We start from the raw sequence: 20,118 nt of genomic DNA, 5'->3' as shown, positions 1-20,118 counted from the left end.
ATTAGTTATGACTATTACACAACTTCAAGTATTTGTAAAAACCGTCGAAATGGGAAGTTTCACGAAAGCTGCTCAAAGTCTGAATATGACACAACCAGCTGTGAGCCACGCTATATCTAGTATTGAATCAGAATTAGGCGTCACACTAATCATTCGTGATAAGAGAAAAGGATTAATTCTTACTGATGTCGGGAAACGCATTCTTATTCATATTCGAGAGATTTTGAATGGGATAGAAAAGGTGGAACAAGAAGTAGCGGCAGAAAAGGGGCATGAAGTAGGGACAATTCGTATTGGAAGTTTTCCGAGTGCTTCCGCATATTTCTTGCCTAAAATCATTAACATCTTTCGGCAGAAATATCCGAACTTAGAGTTGATCCTTTATGAAGGAACACTTAAGGAAGTAGAAGGTTGGTTATTGTCTCGCGTCATCGATATCGGGATAGTTATCCTTCCAAATGAAGAAATGGAAATTATCCCATTGACAAGGGGAAAATGGTTGTGGTACTACGAGATGATCACACCCTATATAAGAAATCAGCTATTACAATACAGGATTTGAATAATGAACCAATCATTATTTTTAAAGGGGGATATGAACCTCCGATTATCGATATGTTTAAACAAGCCGGAGTACCGCTCCGCATTAAATATGCAGTTTCTACCGTAACGACATCACTAAATATGATACAAGAAGGGCTAGGGTTGGCCATCTTAGCTGAGTTATCTTTATCTAATCTACCCCCGAATGTTCGAACTCGAGAGCTAGAACCACAAGTTTGGAGAGAAATTGGTCTAGCCGTCCCTTCAATAAAGGAATCATCGCTTGCAGTCCAATTATTTATTGAAGAGGTGCAAGAGCTGTTTTCTTTTTAAAATAGGCTTATCCCTTATACTGTAAACCTGAGTATTAAGTATATCTAATAAACCTTACAGTATTAATGAAAAACATATAATATTATAGTTTATATAAGTATTGGTACATCATAGACATATAGTGAAGATAATGATAGGGATTTAAACCGTTTTCCTTTGCCGTTTCGACCACACTATACATGATGGGGTTCTGTTGCAAAGTTTTTTAACAGATAGAAATTTAGGGTGAGTACAGCTGGATCTTTTGCAATTGTGAGTAATTGCTGTAATTCATTGTACGTTGAAAAAACGAAGTTTGGCTGCAAACTTCGTTTTCGATTATATATAGCATGAATCGTTTCGATTCCTTTCAAGGTGCGCGAAGATGTAGAGGTTACTAAAAGGTTGAAAGAGTGTGGTGAAATTTTGGGGATAGATGTGATGGATCATATTATTATAGGGCATAATAGATATGTAAGTTTACGTGAAAAAGGTGTAATTTAATATAAAATATTAGCGCTAGAAAATAATTAATATGATAGAATAAATTTAATAATATTGAACGATTTTCAAGAAGCCTTTTGGGTCATATTCAGTATAATACTGTGATCCAAAAGGCTTTTTTATTTTAAGGAGGCGAAAGTATTGAGATTAATTTACACAAGCAAAGGAAAATCCTTTTCGGATTATCAAATAGAACAAATGTTATGTAAGAAAAGAGAAACTGCAAAAATGTTGATGGATAGAAAAGAACTAAAAATAAATAATGCAATAGTTATAGCAATTGTACAAGTGTATATAAAAGAGGGATTTTTAAAAGCAAAAGATGTTGTACTTGAATTTGATAACGAAGAATATTATTTTGACGATAATGGAGTGATTAGTTTACCCTTGTTTATCAACTATTTAAGCCAAGTAATTAGAATAGGGGAGAGCTTGTTAGTACCTTCAAATACTTTAAGACGACAAGAGATACTCTGTTAGTTTTATAAAAGCAGGGGATAAATATTAGTTGCAAACTAATACCTAATCAATAGATATCAATAATAGAGGATTAGAAATTTGTATTTTCTTCAATTTTTTTAGGATTTTACTTGAAATATTGACTGAATATGAGTATATTGCTTTCTAGATAAAAAAATAGTTTTACATATTTGAAGAATAATAGATAGGAAGAATGATCCGAAAGGAGGAAAGCGTGATTAACAGTTTTGTTACATCGATTGATGAACAAGATTCTCCGATAATCCGCAGCATCTGCTCCAGAATCAACATAAATCTTTTCTACTCCTGGTGGTTGTTCCGCATTAGAAAAATGAGAAAAGCTAGTAACTAGGATAACAGGAATTTTAGCATTCGTACCTTCAGAGATAATAATATCTTTTACCGGACAAGCATCTGCATCAACATAAATTTTCATCTTTATCACTCCCATAAATAAGTTCGAGTTGATGATAATGGCAGATTTAGCTTTTGTCAAACGAAGATGCTTTACCTAAAATCATTAAAAAACAGTTATTCCATTAAAGAGCGCTTTAGTGAAAGAAGAGATTGCATAAAACTCCACATTTATTTTGTTTATTTTTTGTAAAAATATTCTGTCATTCACATAAAACATGTAAAGTAATTAAAGAGTTTGTTAAGAATCATGTAATTTCATTGAACTTTAATGGTTTTTCTCTAAGATGGAAAAGGTAATCTATTATTATAGGAGGACTAAAGACTATGAAAAAATGCTTGGCTGTTTTAACCCTTATTGCTTCTGTTTTCATGCTATCTTTTACAAATGTTTTTGCAGCTACCGGGGAAGGCAATTCATCTTTATCTAACCAAGAGACTGTGGTTCCTCTTGCAAAAGCTCACGCACATAATGATTACGAGCATACTCGTCCATTAACAGATGCTCTGGAACATGGATTTACCAGTGTAGAAGCTGATGTTTGGCTTGTTGATGGAGAACTCCTTGTTGCCCATGATAAAGAAGATATTCGACCAGATCGAACATTGAAGTCACTCTATCTTGACCCATTGGAAAAAGAGTGAAAGACAATAATGGAGCCGTTTATCCAGGATACGATAAAGAGTTTACCTTATGGATCGACGTGAAGTCGGAGGATGCCGCGACCTATCAAGTGATCCATGAACAGCTTAAAAAATATCAAAATATGCTTACAAAGTTTTTGCCTTCAGGGGTGAAACCGGGGGCGATTACTGTCTATATTTCAGGGAACCGTCCAAAAGAACTAATGGAGAGCCAGCCCGTTCGCTATGCAGCTTATGATGGACGAATGAGCGACCTTGAATCAGGTAACTCCAATGAGTTTATGCCAATTATTAGTGATAACTGGACCAAATATTTTACATGGATGGGTGAAGGTGAAATGCCAAAAAGTGAAAGGGAGAAACTAAATCATATCGTTTCAACCGCTCATGCTAATGGCCAAAAAGTTCGTTTTTGGGCGACTCCTGACATCGCATCCCCAGCTAGAGATGCTGTATGGAAGGAACTGTTAAATGCTGGTGTTGATTTTATCAATACTGATGATTTAGCTGGGTTGCAGCTTTTCTTAATGAAAAATGATCCTCAGCCTTCTGAACCTAATATTACTTGGGAAACCACTAACAATAATAAATAAACGCTGAGGATTCAGTGTAATCATTTCAGATTATTGTAAAATAATCCTTAGCTAAACCACCACTTGTGTTAATAAGTTTGTCGCTTTTAAATAAAGTCACGGCGTTTATAAAAAAGACGCGACGTTTATAAAAAAGTTGCGATGTTTTTCCCCTTTGGATCTGTTTATCTAAAGGGGTGTTTTTATAGTGAAAAGAAGATCTGAACTGAAAGGCAGATTAAGAAACTGTTGAGTAGCAATAAAGTTACTCCACTAAAGGGCCAGATTGTTGAGGAAGTGTTGCCGATTTTACAGAAGGTAAATTAGTTTAAGGTTAATGGTGGTGAACCGTATCATAAGTAATTGAGTTTTATTGTTCAAGTTTTACCATTTAAATGGCATTCATTATTTAATTTCCATTCAAATACCTCCCGATGTTTTACAAGCAGTCAATCGTATTAAAAGGCCGACATATACTAGTTTGGAGAATCAAACATTGTATATGTCGGCCTTTATTTAATGGTCATTAATGTTTAATCGTTTTCATGATGTATGAATTATCCCCATAGGTACTGTATTTTGACGACCGTTCCCCTTTTGATTCTGGAATGCTGTAAGAACGATCGGCTATCATCCACTCTATAGAATCCTTAGCATTTACGGTTACCTTTACATGTAACTCTTCGGCTTGACCTAGAACGTAATTGAATTCAAATGGCGATTCCTTTGTGAATTCTTTTTGCTTCAACTCCACTTCTTTTCCATTGATGATCAGTTGAGATACATTCATCGTTGAAAAAGACTCCATTAACAATTCTTCAGCATTGCGATTCGTTTTCAATTGGTATTCTATTGTCCGCTTGGTACCTTCAACCTTATCAGATAATACCGTCACACTAGGTGCTTCCATGCTATATAAATCAGCCTGGGTATAACTTGCATCCCAGTTTAAAATAGGAAAAAATTCTGACGTATGGCCTTTCTTCACATTTTCATTAATATAATTCGATGTATATTCATCTAATGGCTGACGGGCCGCCCAATATGCTTTGTTTGAATCTGCATCCATAAAATAAGCAATATCGCTTGCTTGTGGATGTTCTGCTGTCGGCATGTTATTTAGGTTGATACTGTTAGTGATCATGACCAATAATCCTGTAACTAAGAAGATGGATGGTATCACCCAATTGAATTTTATTTTTAAGGTGGTGAAAATAGATACCAGCATGGCACCTAAAAGAGAAACAAGGACCATGAGCACACCAGCCATATGCATGGATATGAGTCCTTCAAAGAGATAAATAACTGGTGATAGAATAAGAAATGCCGGGATGGCAAAACCAGCTGTAACAAGATAACTCTTCCATGAATGCTCATCTAAACGAATCAAAATATTGACGCAGATTAGAGCAAATAATAGTGGCCACGCAAACACATAACTGCCTGCTTGGAGCAGAAAACTCGAGGCAGCTAAAAGGATTAACCAAAGAAATAAGGCACCCATCATTAAGCTGCCTGTTTTGATTTTTTTATGAGCCAACCCATAAAGGATAGTCAAGAAAGCAAAGATAATAATGGAAAAACTGATGAAGTAAAGGGTACCAACCGTCTTATCGGTTCCCATTAACCATTCTTGATCCGTAAAAATAAAGGTGAGTACGGACCATAATCCTGATCCGATGGCAAAAGACCCGATGATGCCAATAATGAAAACAAGAAAACCTGCAAATGTTCCAAGAAGGGATAGTTTCTTAAGCCAATATCCATGTACGGCCGTAACGGCAAAAAGAATAACCGCCAACAGCATAATCGGAATGACAAGTTTGTCTGAGTAGGTAATCATGTTGGAACCCAAAATGTTAAAGAAAACTTGATTCCCTTCATGAGTTTGAGTGAGATCGACGTTTCCAAAATGGGTGACAAGATGTAACATATATTCGCCGTGATGCTGGAGACTTTCTAAACTTAGCTCTTGAAAGTTATCGCTGGTTGTATGATAATGGCTAACCCCATCACCAAAGGCAAAATTTAATCCTTTAAGACCGGCTTCTTTAAACACGCTGAAATCAGTATCATTTGGCATTTGCTTATATAAACTATAAAGGAAGGAATGAGCGGCAGGTGTGTAAGTACCTTGAACGAACTCCTTAACTAGCCAACTATTGTTATCACTTGTTTCAAACATAAAAGAGGGACCTTCGTTTCCCCGTGCCTCAAAGTTTAACACTAATCCGACATCATTTACCCAAGGATGTCCCTCTACAAATGCTTTTGCTCCAAGTAATCCATTTTCTTCTCCGTCTGTTAAGAGTATAATGACATCGTTTTGAAGAGGTGCCATTTCCTTTAAGGCCCTTACTGTTTCTAAGATGGCAGCCACTCCGGCGCCATCATCGGCTGCACCTGGTGATCCTGGTTCAGAATCATAATGTGCAACAAGCATAATCGCTTTTGTAGAGTCCGTTCCTTCTATTTTGGCAACAATGTTTTCCACTGTGCCGCCTACTATCCATCTGCCAATACTATTTAAAGAATTGGCTTTTTGGATTTCAGGATTTAATCCTAACTCTTCTAAACTGTGAACAAGATAGTCTCGAACTCTGTCATGTTCTACCGATCCAAGAGGATGTGGTTTTACAGCAAATTCTTTTAAATGGGAGAGTGCTCTCTCTGCAGAAAACTCATTTGCTGAACCAGTAGCTGGTACAACCTTTGGTGGCTGAAGTTGTAATAAACTCACAAAAATAGTTCCAATAAGAATAGCCACAACAGCAATGAAAATAAGTGCATTTTTTTCGTGTCTTCACGAGCTTGTAGCTTCGTTTGGGTAGATGGCACTGGTTCCAATTAAATTTCCTCCTTAAAGTTGAGAAAAATTTTTTCTAGCGAAGTATAAAGTGTAAACAATCAACCAGGGACGATTTTAGATAAAGCAAGTAAATTCAAGTTTTGGCAGCTTCCTTTTTCATGACTGCCGTATTTCCGTTATTATTCTTGGTAGTATAAGATTGAATTTTGTTCTTTTGGAATAAGCGTGGTGGTTTGTTCTGTTCTTTTCCTTGCTCTTGGTTTGTTGATACCTGCATTATATAGTCTCTATATTTATAATGAGATGATGAAATAAAATATACCTAGTTAAGTATCTTATTTAAGCAATCGGGGGCAATTCTCTAATATGAATTGTGCCTTTTCTTTTGGTATAGGGCGCGATTGTGGAACAAGAAGTACAAGGGTGGTACATATTATACATGACTAATATGTACCACCCTTTATTTTTTAAGACTTTTTACAATTTAGGTCTTGATAAATTACAAAAGTTGCACCGTTTTGAAAAAAGTTTAACCGTTTGCATAAAAGATGAACCGGAATTCCTATCTCTTTAAAGATTGCGAGACCACTTACTATTTTATAGGTGGTCTTTTGAGTTTTTAGGATAATAAAAAAGACATCAAATTATTCAAGAGAGTATAATGGTATGTATTAAAAATAAGGAGTTAAAAATGAATCTATTAGAATTATTTAAAATGTGGGTAAAATCTGTTTTAATATCACAATTATGCTGAAATGAATATTTTTAAAGAACTTTAATGGGAGATACTATTTAAAATGTAGTATCTCCTTTGTCTTTTTGAAAGAAGTATTAAATAACTTAATTATCTCTACACAACAAGATCTTAAATATATATTGTTAAAGGACAATAAGATTGTTAAAAGCAGCTGTCATGTTATTCAGATAAAGTGCTTTTTAGTTGAGCAATCCCTTTTTATAAAATTGGATATCTATGTTAAAGTTTAGATGAGAATGAGAAGTGTTCTCTTAAACTAACGAATAGTTTAATTTAAGAAAGAGTAATTAATGGAGGATTATATTAATAGAAAGGAAATTAGGGGATGGAAAAATTAATAAAAAGTGAATTGATTGGAGTATTTACCTTTAATGAGGCTTGTAAAGCATATCAGCAAAATAAGGGGAAAATACATTGGAATTTGGATATTAGCAATGAAAATGTAGATGTTAATGAAATGATTAAAAGAGCAGAGATACTTTTTTTATGCATAGAACAATTTGATAAAAAGGCTAAAATAGCCATTGCAGAGAAATTGATTGACTACAAAAATGACTTTTGGCCTGAGTATGATGAGAATGCTGAACATTTAAATTGGGATGCAGTAGATGCAGGAGAATATAATGTAACTAAAGAAGAATTTGAAAAAGCAATTACCCTCTATGACATCCAAATTAGAGCAAATGATATATACTGTGAATATCATGATGGAGATTTATTTGGAGGACACAGGATACATACCTCTTTTGACAATGATTACAAGTTATTAAGTGCAGAGGTGTAGTTTTTAATTACATAAAATGTTGTAAGAATGATAACTTTAGGTTTGCACGATACTTTTAATCAAACTTTATTTCAAAACAACAGGTTTTTAGTTACTCTTTGTCATCTTAGAAAAAGGATCTACCACATTATTAAATATACATTAAGCCTTTAGGGGCTTGATAAGAAAAGCCTATATCTTAAATTCTAAGTAATAAAAGATATAGGCTCTTTTTTTGTAATCTGTTCGTAGAGGTCGTTGCTTCCGTTCTGTTATGCTAAAGTAAACCAAATAAAATGGTTTACTTTTTTCATTTATAGCTTAGAAAGAATGTATTTTAATAGTGTACTAAAAGACTTCTATTAATGCTCCAACGAAAACTATAAATCCTTTTAAACAAGTTCGAAATGCCAAAGATCGCAGTATACCACCTTTTGTTATACAAAAAATGGATAGGATAATGAAAAATATGAAAATGAATATTCCTCTAGAATTTCGTACTTATTATTGGTTAATAAGATCATTTCCGAATAGAGGAACTGAGATATTGAGTATGAAAAGGAATTGTTTAAAATCTTTCTATAGTGAATATACGATTAGTGTACCTACTTTTAAACAGAATGGTGGTTATGATGAGCCTGAAACTAAAGCAATTCCAGTTATTTATTCTGGACATGGAAAATTTGTAGTGGAGCTAATTCGGAACCTGCAAGAACAAACAGAATACCTCTTGACGAAATATCCTTTAAGAGAGGGGGACAAAAAGGATTATTTATTCATTGGGAAATATTTTACATTTCGTAATGGTACTGATGGAAATATAGAAGTTAGATATGATAAGCGGTATGAATTCATAAGAAATTTAAGCATTACTGTAATGAATAGATACTTGAAAAATCTTGCTAAGGTTATTGGAGTAGTTGATGAAAATGGAGATTCATACAATGTGACATCCCACCAGTTCAGACATAATGCAGTTACAGATAGAATGTATCAAGTTGGTTACACCATGGAGCAAATAGTTAAGTTAACGGGACATAAAAATATTAACATGCCCTCTCATTACTTACATCAATTAAAAGAGAGACAAAAAGAAGTCCATTTAAATATAGGAAAACTAAAAGGCATAGAAAATAATGCAGTATCATTTAAAGGAAGAATTATGAATCTTGACACCCAAACAATAAACTTCTTATCAAAGGATTTAAACAAATATTTAACATGGGAAGCAAATGGGAAAAAAGGTGTTGGAATATGCGGCGATATATCTGGGTGTAACCCTAAAGGAACTTCTATACTTTTTGAATGCTATGCATGTGAATGGTTTATTCCAAGAGCCGATTATTATGATGATTACAAAAAAGAATATGAATACTGGCAAGCTGTAATAGAAAGGATTGGTACGGATACAAGAAGAGCCTCTCAGTTAGAAAATGCCATACGAAATGTTAGCTATTTAGAACGGATAATTAAGATATGTAAAAAAGGTATAGAGCAGTATCAAACAGATATTGTAGATAAATAAAATATAAAATTTGCTGAAAGATAGAGGGGGATAAAATGAATACAGGTCTTATGCAATATCAAGAGAAAAACGGAAAGAATCCATTGAGAAAGTAAAGTGGGCTATTCAGACTTTAAAAGATTTAGAAGGGGAAGGTGTGATTATTCGACCTGAAAAAATTATAGAAATGACAGGATTAAGTAAAACGGCTATTTATAAACCGCATTTAAGAACGATATGGGATCAGCAGTGGATAGGGCCAGTTTCTCATTCAGATAAAATGATAAGTAAAATGCAACACAATAGAGAAATCATAGAATTAGAAAAAGAGGTGCAGCGCATCAATAAAAGGTTAGAAAAAGCAACAACAAAGATGCTTAATTTACAGGAGAAATTAGAACTGGAAATATCTAGAAGTCGAGTTTTTATAAATGAGTATGAGGAGCAAAAGAAAGAAAATGAAAAACTTTTGTACAAGTATTTAAATTTATTAAGAGTACTTCATGTTCGAGGGATACAGGTTAATGAATTATTAGACGATCAAGTTACTAAATAGATTATTATTAACAAATAAATGAATTGTTTAAATATGTAATTTCAATAGATTTAGTGTAAATTTTGATTACTCTTTTGCTAATATATATACGGTACTTAATAAAGGTGAAAAGTATTTTAAGAACACAACTATTTTATTGTAATGAAAAAGGAGGTCTATATGCGTGATAGAACATTATATGTTTGTTGCGTTTAAAAGTTTAAGGAAATCGATAAAATCGTTATTTAGTAATAAATAGAAAGAACACATGATTACTTGGAATCGAATATTCTGAAGTATAAAGATAAATTAAATTTATTGTCGGTAGGATAACTATTCTAGTAATATCCATTGTTATCCGAATTATTAAGAGTTTATTCCCCTTATTAGAGATGGTATCCTAATTAAAAAGTAAAGTTTTGTTTGAAAATATGCTCCTATAAATATAGGTGATATAAGGCTCGGCATGGTATAAAAAAGGGGATTTTCACTTTGAATATGATAATATTTAATATGTACCTAAGTTTTTTGAGGCGATGTATAAACATTGATATTAAAAAACTTAGAGATAACACAGATAATGTAAGAATTAACTTTAATGATATGTCTACTTTAATTTAGAGAGAATGATGATGGAGAGCCTACGATATTTTAATCAGTTTCATATTTACTAATTTATTTAATACGATTTTTTTGAAAAAACGTAATGAAGTGCAAAGTACAGGAATTGATAAATTAGACATTTTTCTCTAAATATATTACAGGTAGGAGAAAAAAACATTAAATAATTTAAATTGAAAAGTGGGGAATGGAATAATGTCTACACCAGGAATAGGAGATCCATATTGGTATGAATGGTATGTAGGATTAGAACAAATTATAAAAATGATAAATCCAGATAACGGTATTTCCTATGTGATGTTTCAATCGGATGTACATAATACAATAGATGATGTCATTGTTGGATTTGAAAATAAACAGGAAGTTTGTTACCAAGTTAAGCATGAAATAGGGAATGTTGGTAAAAGTAATTTAACCTTTCATAAGCTTATCGAATCAACCCAAAAAGAAAATGTGAGGATAAAGGAGAGCTTAATAACTGCATTAGCTAAGGGCTGGAAAGAGGCAGAGGAGCTTGAAGGAAAAGAAATTATTCCTGTTTTATATACGAATAGAGGGTTGGGAGTAAAGCAGCAAAAAAGGAATTTTGGTAATAAAGAGTATACTGCTATTCCATTAGCTAAATTTATAAAACAAATTCAAACTTTTTTAAATCAAAGCTTGTCTTTGGAAGAGATTGACAAACTAGTTACTGAGGAAAATCTGAAATTGCAATTTATGGAATTTAGAGATGCAATTGGAGAAGATGATTCTCAAGTTTTACGGTTTGTTAAAGCATTACAAATAAGGTCAAATGAAGGCTCTTTAGATGATTTAGAAAAGAATATGTTGGAGTCTCTACAAAAAGCATTTAAGTGTGATTATGTTGTTGCTAAGAATTTATTTGATAAATTATGCTCAAATCTAAGAATATGGACAACTACTAGAAGAGAAAATGTTAAAGTAACTCTGGAAGATGTATTTAATGTAATGTCAATTGAAAATGATCTGGAACATGGTGAACATAAATTACCTTATCCTAATCCTTTTTTTGAAAGTAGGAAAAAATTTTGTGATGATTTAATTTATAATTTAAAAAATACAGATAAACGAGTTGTGTTTATTTCAGGAGAGCCTGGAAGCGGAAAAACTAGTTTAATAAGTTATTTACAGTTAAATCACAATTTATTTACTGCAAGATACCATACTTTTAAACCTATATCACCTGAACAGAAATTTTATAACTCAGATGAAGGTTTATGCACAGCGGAGTCACTATGGAATGACTTATTAATCCAATTAAGAATATACTTTAAAAACCAGCTACATAAATATAATATTCCAGTTGTTAATGCCCTATGTACTGTTGAACAAATGCGTAGTGAAGTACTGCGTTTATCCGAATTACTATATAAAAAACAAATGAAAAAACGATTTTATGTATTGATGGTATAGACCATGCCGCAAGGTCTAGTATGGAAGTGACATTTTTAAACTCTTTATTTAATCCTTCTGAGATTCCAGAAGGAGTTTGCATAGTGATAGTTGGACAACCAGCAGATATGTATGATAAATACCCTTTGTGGATTAAAAATAAAACATCAGGTATTGAACATTATTCAGTATCTCCTTTAACAATAGTAGATATCAAAGATTTGATCCTGGCAAAAAATTTAAATTATAAGGTAAGTATTGATGTCTTAGCAGAATTTATATTTGCAAAAACTAAAGGGAATAACTTATCTGTAGTTTTTGCTATAGAAGAAGCAAGAAATTGCAATAATATCGATGAATTAAGTGGAATTTTAGATGAAAAGCACATCAATAGCAATATTACTAACTATTATACATATATTTGGAAACATGTATCAAAGCGTTTGAATGCAATGGGAACGGGATTTGCTTTTCCAGATACAGTTGTTGCTAGTGCAATTATTTTATTAAATGGAAGATTGGATGCAGCAATGCTAAGTGAAGCGATCAACTTTAATTTTCTTAAAGAAGACTGGGAAGAATTACTAGATTCACTCTACCCATTAATTCAAAAAATTGATAATCAAAATGAATATGCATTATACCATAATGATTTTAGAATATTTTTGATGGCAACTGTTAATAAAGACAGTGCTAAATATAAGAGAATTGCTTTACAATTAGCTGAATATTATATGGCACATAATAAAGGCGTAGATGGTTTAGTCAATTTGATACCAATGTTAGTAAGTGCTGGGCGGGAGGATTTAATTGCAAAAGTATTTGATTCAAAATTTGTAATTCATTCTTTAGCTGAGGGGATATCAAGAAGGAAGCTAAATGAATATGCATCTTTAGCCTATAAATCTTCTTTAGATTCTAAGGATTGGCAACTGTTTCACAGTGTGTATTTAGCAATAAATACATTACAGCAACACCATAAATATTTCGAATATTATGACCGGAAATATGAGGTTCTTGACAAATCGTATTCAAGAGTTTTACAAAGTTACGAGATGAATGTACCTATGTTAACAGAAGAGAATTTATATGAATATCGTGACATGCTAGTATTTTGTGAAGACTTAATAAATTATAAAGATCAAATTTCTTATTTACGTGCAAAATCAACTTTTTATTTATGGATGGAGAATTTAACACCCCCATTTTCATAAGAACTTTGGAACAAAATCAAGAAGAAAGTATGGGTACGTGGGATGCCAATGTAGTTAAAGATATTATGAAAAGATGGGGGAAACTCTCAGTAATTTTTGAACGTGAGTATGTAATTATAAAGTCAGGTGAATATTCAGATGAAGAGATTAATGTTTCAATTGAATTTAATGAAATATACTTTGAATGTCTTTTAAAAAAGAATGAAATAAAAAAAGCCATTGAACTAATTAGGTATGGCGGAGTGTCCTATAAATGTATCGAAGAAAATTTGCAAAATATTTTATTTAAATATGGTACTAGGGAGTTTAATGCGATTTTAAAACCTCTAATTAATGGTAATCTAAATTTGAATAGCAAACTTTTAGCGATGGTTTGTTTGATTGATTCCGGTCAAGTTATTAATCTAGATGATGTAGTTTCTGATACCGATATTAAACCTATTACTTATATAACAAATGAAACAAGTTTAACAGTTATTTTATGGTCAGTTATTAAAGGGTATCAGCACTGGAATATGGATGTATCTATAGTTACAGGAGAAATATATAAGTTAATAGACCCTATTGAAAGACAAAATCGTGATTTTGACTATTTGAAAACTTTAATAAGACAAGGAATAATCTTAGGAAGAGCTAAAAAATGTAATGAAAAAGCAAAACAATTGTTGGACAAGAAATTGATATTTGAAAGTTATGAAAACTTTTTTTAGGGGATATTCAACATGTTAGAACATTTGACTTTAAAGAAGGGTTTATTCTACTCTTGTTTTTATCTTTGAAAGAAGAGTGGGTTAACAAGTGTATTGATATAGATATTTTAATACAATTAGCTGAAGAACATTTGTTTAATAAAAACCAATTAGGGATGTATTATAAAGATGTTATATTAGATTTTTTAGGGAAGAATAATAGAAATGAGACTGTTAGAAATTATATAAGTAAGCTATATGGTCCCCACGGATCTAATCTTTTCCAAGGCAGCGGTTTTGACGATACTCATAATCATTTTATGAAATATGGTGGAATAGTGCTTCCAGAATTAATGAATGAAGTAAGCAATAAGATAAAATGGGATGTAGTGGCGTACGTTGATCATAAAGAATATGCCTTATGGCCTCTTTTAGAATATTATAAAAAAATCTCAATTGTTGATCCTTCCCAATGGGAATCTAGGGGAATTCAATTATATAAATTATCATATGTGGCTGATATGAAGGGAAGTAATAGAGCCTCATTTGAAATTCAGAAAGAGGTAGCTAATTCAGCCGTAAAATGTGGATTCAAAGAAATATGGTCATTCAGACAACAAGATCGTGAATTTAGATTTTCATTAGAATTATTATATTATCAATTACTCACATTAATAAACAGTGCAAAGACGGTAGATGAAATCTTAACTCTTTGGTACCTTAGTTGTGGTATTCTCTCTTGGTATAATCAAGATGATAGAAGAGATATACGAAATATTTATAACACGTGTATCCAAAAATCTAAGGAACTAGGCATTAAAGATATAAATTTAATCTTTGAGAAAAATTCAAAAAATCATAGTTCATTAGCTACTAGTATGGAGGAAATTGGATATAAAGAAAGTTCAGATGATTATTCATTAAGAAGGGAACAAGAAAAAAAGAAATAATAGAAAAATTGAGCGGCCTATCCAATAGTGAATTAATTGAAGTTCTTAAATATGAATCATTTGAATCGTCAAAATGGACTTATATTGATATAGGATGGCAACTTATCTGTGATCGAGAAATGATGTCTGAAGAAATCGCTAATGAATTTTTTGAAATTGTGGTAAATAGTTTGGAGAGTTATGCGTGGGAAAATTCAGGTTGTAGTAAAATAGTTCAGAAGATTATTAGGTATTTAGGGGCTAATATTGCATGGGAATTAGCAGCTCATAATTACATTACCCTAGGAGATAGTGACCAATATTATACTTGTAGTAGCAATATGAATTCTATTCTTCAATGGGTTTTGGAAGAACTAGATATAGATTTACTGCAAACAATCTTTGATAACGAAGTAGAGTGCCATTATTGTTGGATTACGGGATGTGGATATTTATTGGAGGAATTCGATTATTATGAAAAGTCTATTACTAATCTTCCTCAGCCACAAACTATTCAAGAGTTTGCTCTTAATATATTGATGGAACAATTTGAAACACGAAATGCGCATAGGATTGAGATAAGTATACAAGGAATTCAATTGCTCATGGAAAGGTATCCAGAGTTATTTGAATATATTTCAGAAGCATGGTCTACTTATAATTTCAGTCAAAAAGAATTTATTTTAAAACTCTCAGAAAGATGGTCCCAACAAAATATAAAAGGGTTTTATAAATTAGTTCCAATTATTGAACAAGAATATTTAAAGGCAAATGAACTTGATAAAGTAATTCAATTATATTTAATTCTCCAAAATTATAATGCAGTGTTAGAAAAGAGAATAGAAAAAATTAAGTATAATGCAGAAGCTAAAAACTATATAATACCGGATAATATTCCGCCGATATTTAATCAATCAAATATAAGTAATTCAATTAGGAATTTTTTTGTAGTGATGGAAAGAAGTACGTTTGATGACAATGAAGATCTTATTTATTTCCTTAACAATTTGGCTCTTAATATAGATGATGAGATGAAAGGGAATATTGGGGATTTTTCAAGGCCGGGAGACTCCTTTCTTTATCCTTTGAATCATATAAAAGCAGAAGCTGAGGTTTTATACGGTGAAGAGAAAAAAGAGAGATGGAAATATGTACCAGTTTCTATCAAAGCTCAATCTCTTTTACATATGGATGATACCTGGGTTATTTCAGAAATGCCCAAACTATCGAATAGCGAAGTTTGGGATATTGAAGAAGAATTAAAAGGATTGCTAAAGAAAAATGCTCTGTCTACCTCTAAGTCTTTCTTTGAAAAAATAGCACATGAAAATATAGAAGACACAGAAGCGGTTATAGGAGCGTGTTTATGGTATCCAATTGATCGTAAAGACGGGATAATTTATACTGAATCATTGAAAATGATTTCTAATCAGATATTAATAAAAGATAGATCCATAACACGTACTTTGAATCCAGGGAGCATTATGTCAAATATGGACGAATTATTTGAAATAGAATATGAAGATGTTTTTGAAACAGGAGTATGTTTAACGAACGCAATTGTAGGTTCCACTTCTTTTATGTATGGAAATTGTATGATTTATCCATCTGAATATTTCAGAGAGTTATTTGGAATTAAACCTTTAAAAAATAACCCTTTAATTTGGGTTGATAAAGATGATAATGAAGTTATGTATTTTGAGCGATTGGTATACCCTCACAGAAAGTTACTTCAAGAAAGTTACTTCAGACAACCAATTCTATCTAGGTGGGTATGTAACAAGGAGTTAATAAATAAGATTATCAAAAAAACAACTTAACATGTTATTTAGCTAACAATGTTGAGGAAATGCCTAAATTTGGAGTTTAATAATAGTAATATTTAACAATAGTTGTCAAAAACCATAATTAATATTTTATCAAAATTAAAAAAGAAACCATTTTACTTAACTTTTCTTCAAAATGGTTTCTTGGATTATGGGGACTTAGTTTTTTGTCTGGAAAATTTAATGGAAATTTATTGTATAATAAAACTATGTAGAAATACATGGTTTTTTATTTATTGAGGATGGGATCATAGTGAGGGGGAGCAGCTTGCTTAACTATTTATAAAATACAGGGATAAGAACAGAATTAAAGAAGGTATATATTAAAAATAAAATAATTAAGAAGATAAGGTGATGAATAATGAAATTCAGTAATATTACAATAAAGAACTTCAGGAATTTTGAAAAAGTAAATATAAATTTAGATAATAAAAATGTGATTTTCGGGATGAATGATATTGAAAAACAAATTTTTTATATGCATTGAGATTTCTTTTAGATAAAGAGATAAGGAAATTTGGTTTTAATAAATCTGATTATCATAAACATGACACTTCTAAAAAAATTGAAATTATTTTAACACTTGATTTGTCTGATTATGAAAAGGATGAAGATACAAAAAACTTATTTCAGTGGTTAAGGGTGCTAGAACATCGGCAAATGCAGATGTTTTTTATATCGCACTAGAATCTAAATATGATGATAAAGAATTATATGGGAACATAATTTTAAAATGGGGATCGGAACTAGATAATTTAATAGATATACCAGGGAGAGGGAACATAAACGCGTTAGATAATGTATTTAAGGTGATTTATATAAATCCTCTTGTTGATTTAGACAAATTGTTCGCCCAAAATAAAAAATATATTTTTGAAGAGTCACAGGGTAATGAATCAGATGAAGGGATTTTAAATAATATTAAATCTTTAACAGATCAAGTAAATCAACAAATAGGAGAAATGACAATTATTAAAGGTTTCCAGCAAGAGATAACAAGTGAATATAGGTCTTTAAAAAAAGAAGAGGTTTCTATTGAGTTGAAGTCCGAAATGGCAATTAAAGGATTTTTCTCAGATATTATTCCATATATAAAAAAAGACGGTGATTCTAATTATTATCCAACCTCAGGGGATGGTAGAAGAAAAATGCTTTCTTACTCTATATATAACTATCTGGCTAAGAAAAAATATGAGGATAAAATTGTTATTTATTTAATTGAGGAACCAGAAATCAGTCTACATAGGTCAATGCAAATTGCTTTATCAAAACAGTTATTTGAACAATCTACATATAAATATTTTTTCTTATCCACTCACTCTCCTGAACTTCTTTATGAAATGGATAATACAAGATTAATAAGAGTCCATTCAACTGAAAAAGTTGTATGTTCTTCCCACATGTATAATGTGGAAGAAGCCTATGGAAGTGTCAAGAAAAAGCTAAATAAAGCATTATCATCGGCTCTATTTGCTGAAAGAGTACTTTTAATAGAAGGTCCTTCAGAAAAAATATTATTTGAAAAGGTTTTAGACGAAGTAGAACCAGAATATGAATTAAATGGAGGTTTCTTGCTTGAAGTAGGAGGGACGTATTTTAATCATTATGTGTGTACATTAAATGATTTAGGTATAACCCATATAATTAAAACGGATAATGATTTGAAATCAAAAAAAGGAAAAAGGGTGTATACGAATTACTAGGATTAAATAGATGCTTAAACTTGTTAGGACGTGAAAATCTAGATGAGATTACTATTGAAATCCCTGAAGATATAAAGGGTAAAAAGAAAAAAGAGAGACTTAATGAAAGAAAAAAGAGATTTTTAAACAATATACAAATGAAGTAGGGGAATTCTTAGGGGAACGAATATATTTATCGGAAATCGATCTGGAAAATGATCTATATTCTGCAATTGGTGAAAGTATGAAAAGAATTTTTGAAAACGAAGATCCCGTGCACTATTTACAGAAAAGTAAACTATTTAACATGGTCGAGCTAGTAAATAATTTAAGTACTAAAGATTGTTTTGATGTCTTTGAGCACGAAAAATTTGCATGCCTAAAGGAGTTGGTGGGTAGTGATAGAGGATAAAATGTCTAGAGAACAAATAATAAAGGATGGGGGTAATATTCTTGTTACTGCTGGAGCAGGTTCGGGTAAAACAACAATATTAGTTAGTAAAATTGAAGCTGATTTAAAAGGAAATAAAACTCATTACTCAATTGCAGCTGTTACTTTTACAAATAAGGCAGCAAAAGAAATCGAGGGAAGATTAGGATATTCATCAAGAGGGAATTTTATTGGCACTAACGATGGTTTTGTCGAGTCTGAAATTATTAGGCCGTTTATTAAAGATGCATTTGGAAACGATTATCCAGACAATTTCACTGTTGAATATTTTGATAACCAATTTGCTTCATACGATGAGGGACTGCAACTGCTGAAATATCAAAATATATTAGGAACTTATAGTAATCCTAAAAAGAATTTTAAGTTTCAATTGGCTTTAGATATTTTAAAAAGATCACTTGTCGCTAGACAATATATATTTTCAAAATACTTCAAGATATTTATAGACGAGTACCAAGATTCGGATAAGGATATGCATAATTTATTTATGTATTTAAAGGATCGGCTTAAAATTAAGTTATTCATTGTTGGTGACCCTAAACAATCTATTTATATCTGGAGGGGAGCAGAACCTGAAAATTTTAATGGTCTTATAGAAAATTCTACGGATTTTAATAAATATCATTTAACTTCCAACTTTCGATGCTGTCAGGATATTCAAAATTACTCTAATTTATTTAATGAAGAAACTAGAAGTTTAATTAAAGAACAAAATGAGGTTCAAAATGTAATCAGTATAGCAGATGATATGCCAATTTCAGATATTTTATTAAAGTTAACAGAAGCAAAGCAGGTATTAAACATAGATGAGGAATTAGTGATTTTAGTCCGGAGACGTAATCAAGCCGTTGAAATAATGAAAGAACTAAATGAAGAAGGGTTTAATTTTATTTTTATTCCCCAAACTCCATTAGATAGGGCAACTCCAAATGCAACTCTTTTAAAAGAGGTAATTAAATATGTTAAAAATGATAGATATTCAATATATGATTTAGCTGCTGAAATTGTAGGTAATCTAAGCTCACGAGAAATTAAGGAGATACAAAAAATAATTAATGAATTACTTGTTCCTGATATTAATCAGGTACTAATTAATCAGGTATTAATTAATTTATTTGCTAAATTAGAAATTACTTTAGATACTAGAGAAATTACAGCATTTACAGAAGTAATGATGACGAATGAATTTGACATAGCTTTTGATACAAATGAATATTTACATAAAATATTTACTGTACATTCTGCAAAAGGGTTAGAATTTAATCAAGTCATTATTACTGCAAGTGATTACAATGTACACTATAATAGAGATACTAATGAACATTATGTTGCTACAACTAGAGCAAAAGATAAATTAATTGTAATTATGGATAATAAGAAGTACTCAGATTATATTGAGATGCTAATGAAAGAACTTAAAATCAAAAATATTATTAAGTCAATATAAGGGAACTT

General features: G+C 31.4%; 15 protein-coding genes and 4 pseudogenes. 15 read left to right on the top strand and 4 right to left on the bottom strand.

Annotated elements, in window-relative coordinates; all coding sequences use genetic code 11:
- Positions 1 to 7: 7 nt before the first annotated feature.
- A pseudogene (locus ACEWFJ_RS13980) lies at positions 8 to 876 on the top strand (LysR family transcriptional regulator).
- A gap of 82 nt (positions 877 to 958) precedes the next feature.
- On the opposite strand, the gene ACEWFJ_RS13975 reads toward ACEWFJ_RS13980, so the two are convergent.
- Both ACEWFJ_RS13975 and ACEWFJ_RS13970 read right to left on the bottom strand, forming a co-directional pair.
- The gene (locus tag ACEWFJ_RS13975; protein ID WP_473688973.1) at positions 959 to 1,057 is read right to left on the bottom strand and encodes a transposase domain-containing protein; all 99 of its coding nucleotides are present in this window, start codon (positions 1,055 to 1,057) and stop codon (positions 959 to 961) included.
- Between the two features lie 64 nt (positions 1,058 to 1,121).
- Positions 1,122 to 1,241, bottom strand: a pseudogene (locus ACEWFJ_RS13970) (IS6 family transposase); the annotation flags it as partial.
- Between ACEWFJ_RS13970 and ACEWFJ_RS13965 the strand changes: the two are divergent.
- On the top strand, positions 1,231 to 1,359 hold the full coding sequence (locus ACEWFJ_RS13965; RefSeq protein WP_473688971.1) for a JAB domain-containing protein: 129 nt from the start codon (positions 1,231 to 1,233) through the stop codon (positions 1,357 to 1,359). The pseudogene ACEWFJ_RS13970 and the gene ACEWFJ_RS13965 sit on opposite strands and share 11 nt — an antisense overlap.
- A 141-nt stretch (positions 1,360 to 1,500) precedes the next feature.
- Complete coding sequence (locus ACEWFJ_RS13960; protein WP_473688970.1) at positions 1,501 to 1,839, top strand: hypothetical protein; 339 nt, start codon at positions 1,501 to 1,503, stop codon at positions 1,837 to 1,839.
- 256 nt (positions 1,840 to 2,095) lie between these two features.
- Here the strand turns inward: ACEWFJ_RS13960 and ACEWFJ_RS13955 are convergent.
- Positions 2,096 to 2,275: pseudogene (locus ACEWFJ_RS13955) on the bottom strand (YaiI/YqxD family protein); the annotation flags it as partial.
- A gap of 305 nt (positions 2,276 to 2,580) precedes the next feature.
- Between ACEWFJ_RS13955 and ACEWFJ_RS13950 the strand changes: the two are divergent.
- Together ACEWFJ_RS13950 and ACEWFJ_RS13945 are read left to right on the top strand one after the other, a co-directional pair.
- Entirely contained in the window at positions 2,581 to 2,898 is a 318-nt protein-coding gene (locus tag ACEWFJ_RS13950) for a hypothetical protein (RefSeq protein ID WP_473688969.1), read from the top strand.
- Entirely contained in the window at positions 2,895 to 3,491 is a 597-nt protein-coding gene (locus ACEWFJ_RS13945; protein WP_473688968.1) for a PI-PLC domain-containing protein, read from the top strand. Before ACEWFJ_RS13950 ends, ACEWFJ_RS13945 begins: the two co-directional genes overlap by 4 nt.
- 505 nt (positions 3,492 to 3,996) lie before the next feature.
- Here ACEWFJ_RS13945 and ACEWFJ_RS13940 read toward each other — a convergent pair.
- Complete coding sequence (locus ACEWFJ_RS13940) at positions 3,997 to 6,210, bottom strand: M20/M25/M40 family metallo-hydrolase (protein ID WP_473688967.1); 2,214 nt, start codon at positions 6,208 to 6,210, stop codon at positions 3,997 to 3,999.
- A gap of 1,151 nt (positions 6,211 to 7,361) precedes the next feature.
- Here ACEWFJ_RS13940 and ACEWFJ_RS13935 point away from each other — a divergent pair.
- The 10 genes and pseudogenes from ACEWFJ_RS13935 (at position 7,362) to gajB (ending at position 20,110) form a co-directional block, all read left to right on the top strand.
- Positions 7,362 to 7,820 carry a DUF2262 domain-containing protein gene (locus tag ACEWFJ_RS13935; protein ID WP_473688966.1) on the top strand — a complete coding sequence of 153 codons (459 nt, stop codon included), beginning with the start codon at positions 7,362 to 7,364 and terminating at the stop codon, positions 7,818 to 7,820.
- 427 nt (positions 7,821 to 8,247) lie between these two features.
- On the top strand, positions 8,248 to 9,324 hold the full coding sequence (locus ACEWFJ_RS13930; RefSeq protein ID WP_473688964.1) for a tyrosine-type recombinase/integrase: 1,077 nt from the start codon (positions 8,248 to 8,250) through the stop codon (positions 9,322 to 9,324).
- A gap of 136 nt (positions 9,325 to 9,460) precedes the next feature.
- Positions 9,461 to 9,859 (top strand): DUF6262 family protein, encoded by a 399-nt coding sequence (locus tag ACEWFJ_RS13925; RefSeq protein WP_473688963.1) that lies wholly within the window; start codon positions 9,461 to 9,463, stop codon positions 9,857 to 9,859.
- Between the two features lie 795 nt (positions 9,860 to 10,654).
- Complete coding sequence (locus ACEWFJ_RS13920) at positions 10,655 to 11,893, top strand: hypothetical protein (RefSeq protein WP_473688962.1); 1,239 nt, start codon at positions 10,655 to 10,657, stop codon at positions 11,891 to 11,893.
- Positions 11,894 to 11,976: 83 nt separating this feature from the next.
- A complete protein-coding gene (locus ACEWFJ_RS13915) occupies positions 11,977 to 13,086 on the top strand; it encodes a hypothetical protein (RefSeq protein ID WP_473688960.1) in 1,110 nt (369 codons plus the stop codon).
- Positions 13,087 to 13,091: 5 nt separating this feature from the next.
- Positions 13,092 to 13,796: a hypothetical protein gene (locus tag ACEWFJ_RS13910; RefSeq protein WP_473688959.1), complete on the top strand. Its 705-nt coding sequence runs from the start codon at positions 13,092 to 13,094 to the stop codon at positions 13,794 to 13,796.
- 53 nt (positions 13,797 to 13,849) lie between these two features.
- Positions 13,850 to 14,725: a hypothetical protein gene (locus tag ACEWFJ_RS13905; RefSeq protein WP_473688958.1), complete on the top strand. Its 876-nt coding sequence runs from the start codon at positions 13,850 to 13,852 to the stop codon at positions 14,723 to 14,725.
- 8 nt (positions 14,726 to 14,733) lie between these two features.
- Positions 14,734 to 16,524 (top strand): hypothetical protein, encoded by a 1,791-nt coding sequence (locus tag ACEWFJ_RS13900; RefSeq protein ID WP_473688957.1) that lies wholly within the window; start codon positions 14,734 to 14,736, stop codon positions 16,522 to 16,524.
- 367 nt (positions 16,525 to 16,891) lie between these two features.
- Positions 16,892 to 18,624 (top strand): annotated as a pseudogene (gajA, locus tag ACEWFJ_RS13895) (Gabija anti-phage system endonuclease GajA).
- A gap of 1 nt (position 18,625) precedes the next feature.
- Positions 18,626 to 20,110, top strand: a complete 1,485-nt coding sequence (gene gajB / locus ACEWFJ_RS13890; RefSeq protein WP_473692495.1) for a Gabija anti-phage system protein GajB — start codon at positions 18,626 to 18,628, stop codon at positions 20,108 to 20,110.
- The last annotated feature ends 8 nt before the right edge of the window (positions 20,111 to 20,118 follow it).

The sequence above is a fragment of the Bacillus sp. EA-CB0995 genome, assembly GCF_055814245.1.
Note: the sequence above shows the minus strand (reverse complement) of the source record. Positions and strands in the feature narration are given on the sequence as shown.

Coding starts and splice junctions, on each gene's coding strand:
- ACEWFJ_RS13975 (WP_473688973.1), bottom strand. CDS start 1,057: ATGTATAGTGTGGTCGAAACGGCAAAGGAAAACGGTTTAAATCCCTAT.
- ACEWFJ_RS13950 (WP_473688969.1), top strand. CDS start 2,581: ATGAAAAAATGCTTGGCTGTTTTAACCCTTATTGCTTCTGTTTTCATG.
- ACEWFJ_RS13935 (WP_473688966.1), top strand. CDS start 7,362: ATGGAAAAATTAATAAAAAGTGAATTGATTGGAGTATTTACCTTTAAT.
- ACEWFJ_RS13930 (WP_473688964.1), top strand. CDS start 8,248: ATGGATAGGATAATGAAAAATATGAAAATGAATATTCCTCTAGAATTT.
- ACEWFJ_RS13920 (WP_473688962.1), top strand. CDS start 10,655: ATGTCTACACCAGGAATAGGAGATCCATATTGGTATGAATGGTATGTA.
- gajB (WP_473692495.1), top strand. CDS start 18,626: ATGTCTAGAGAACAAATAATAAAGGATGGGGGTAATATTCTTGTTACT.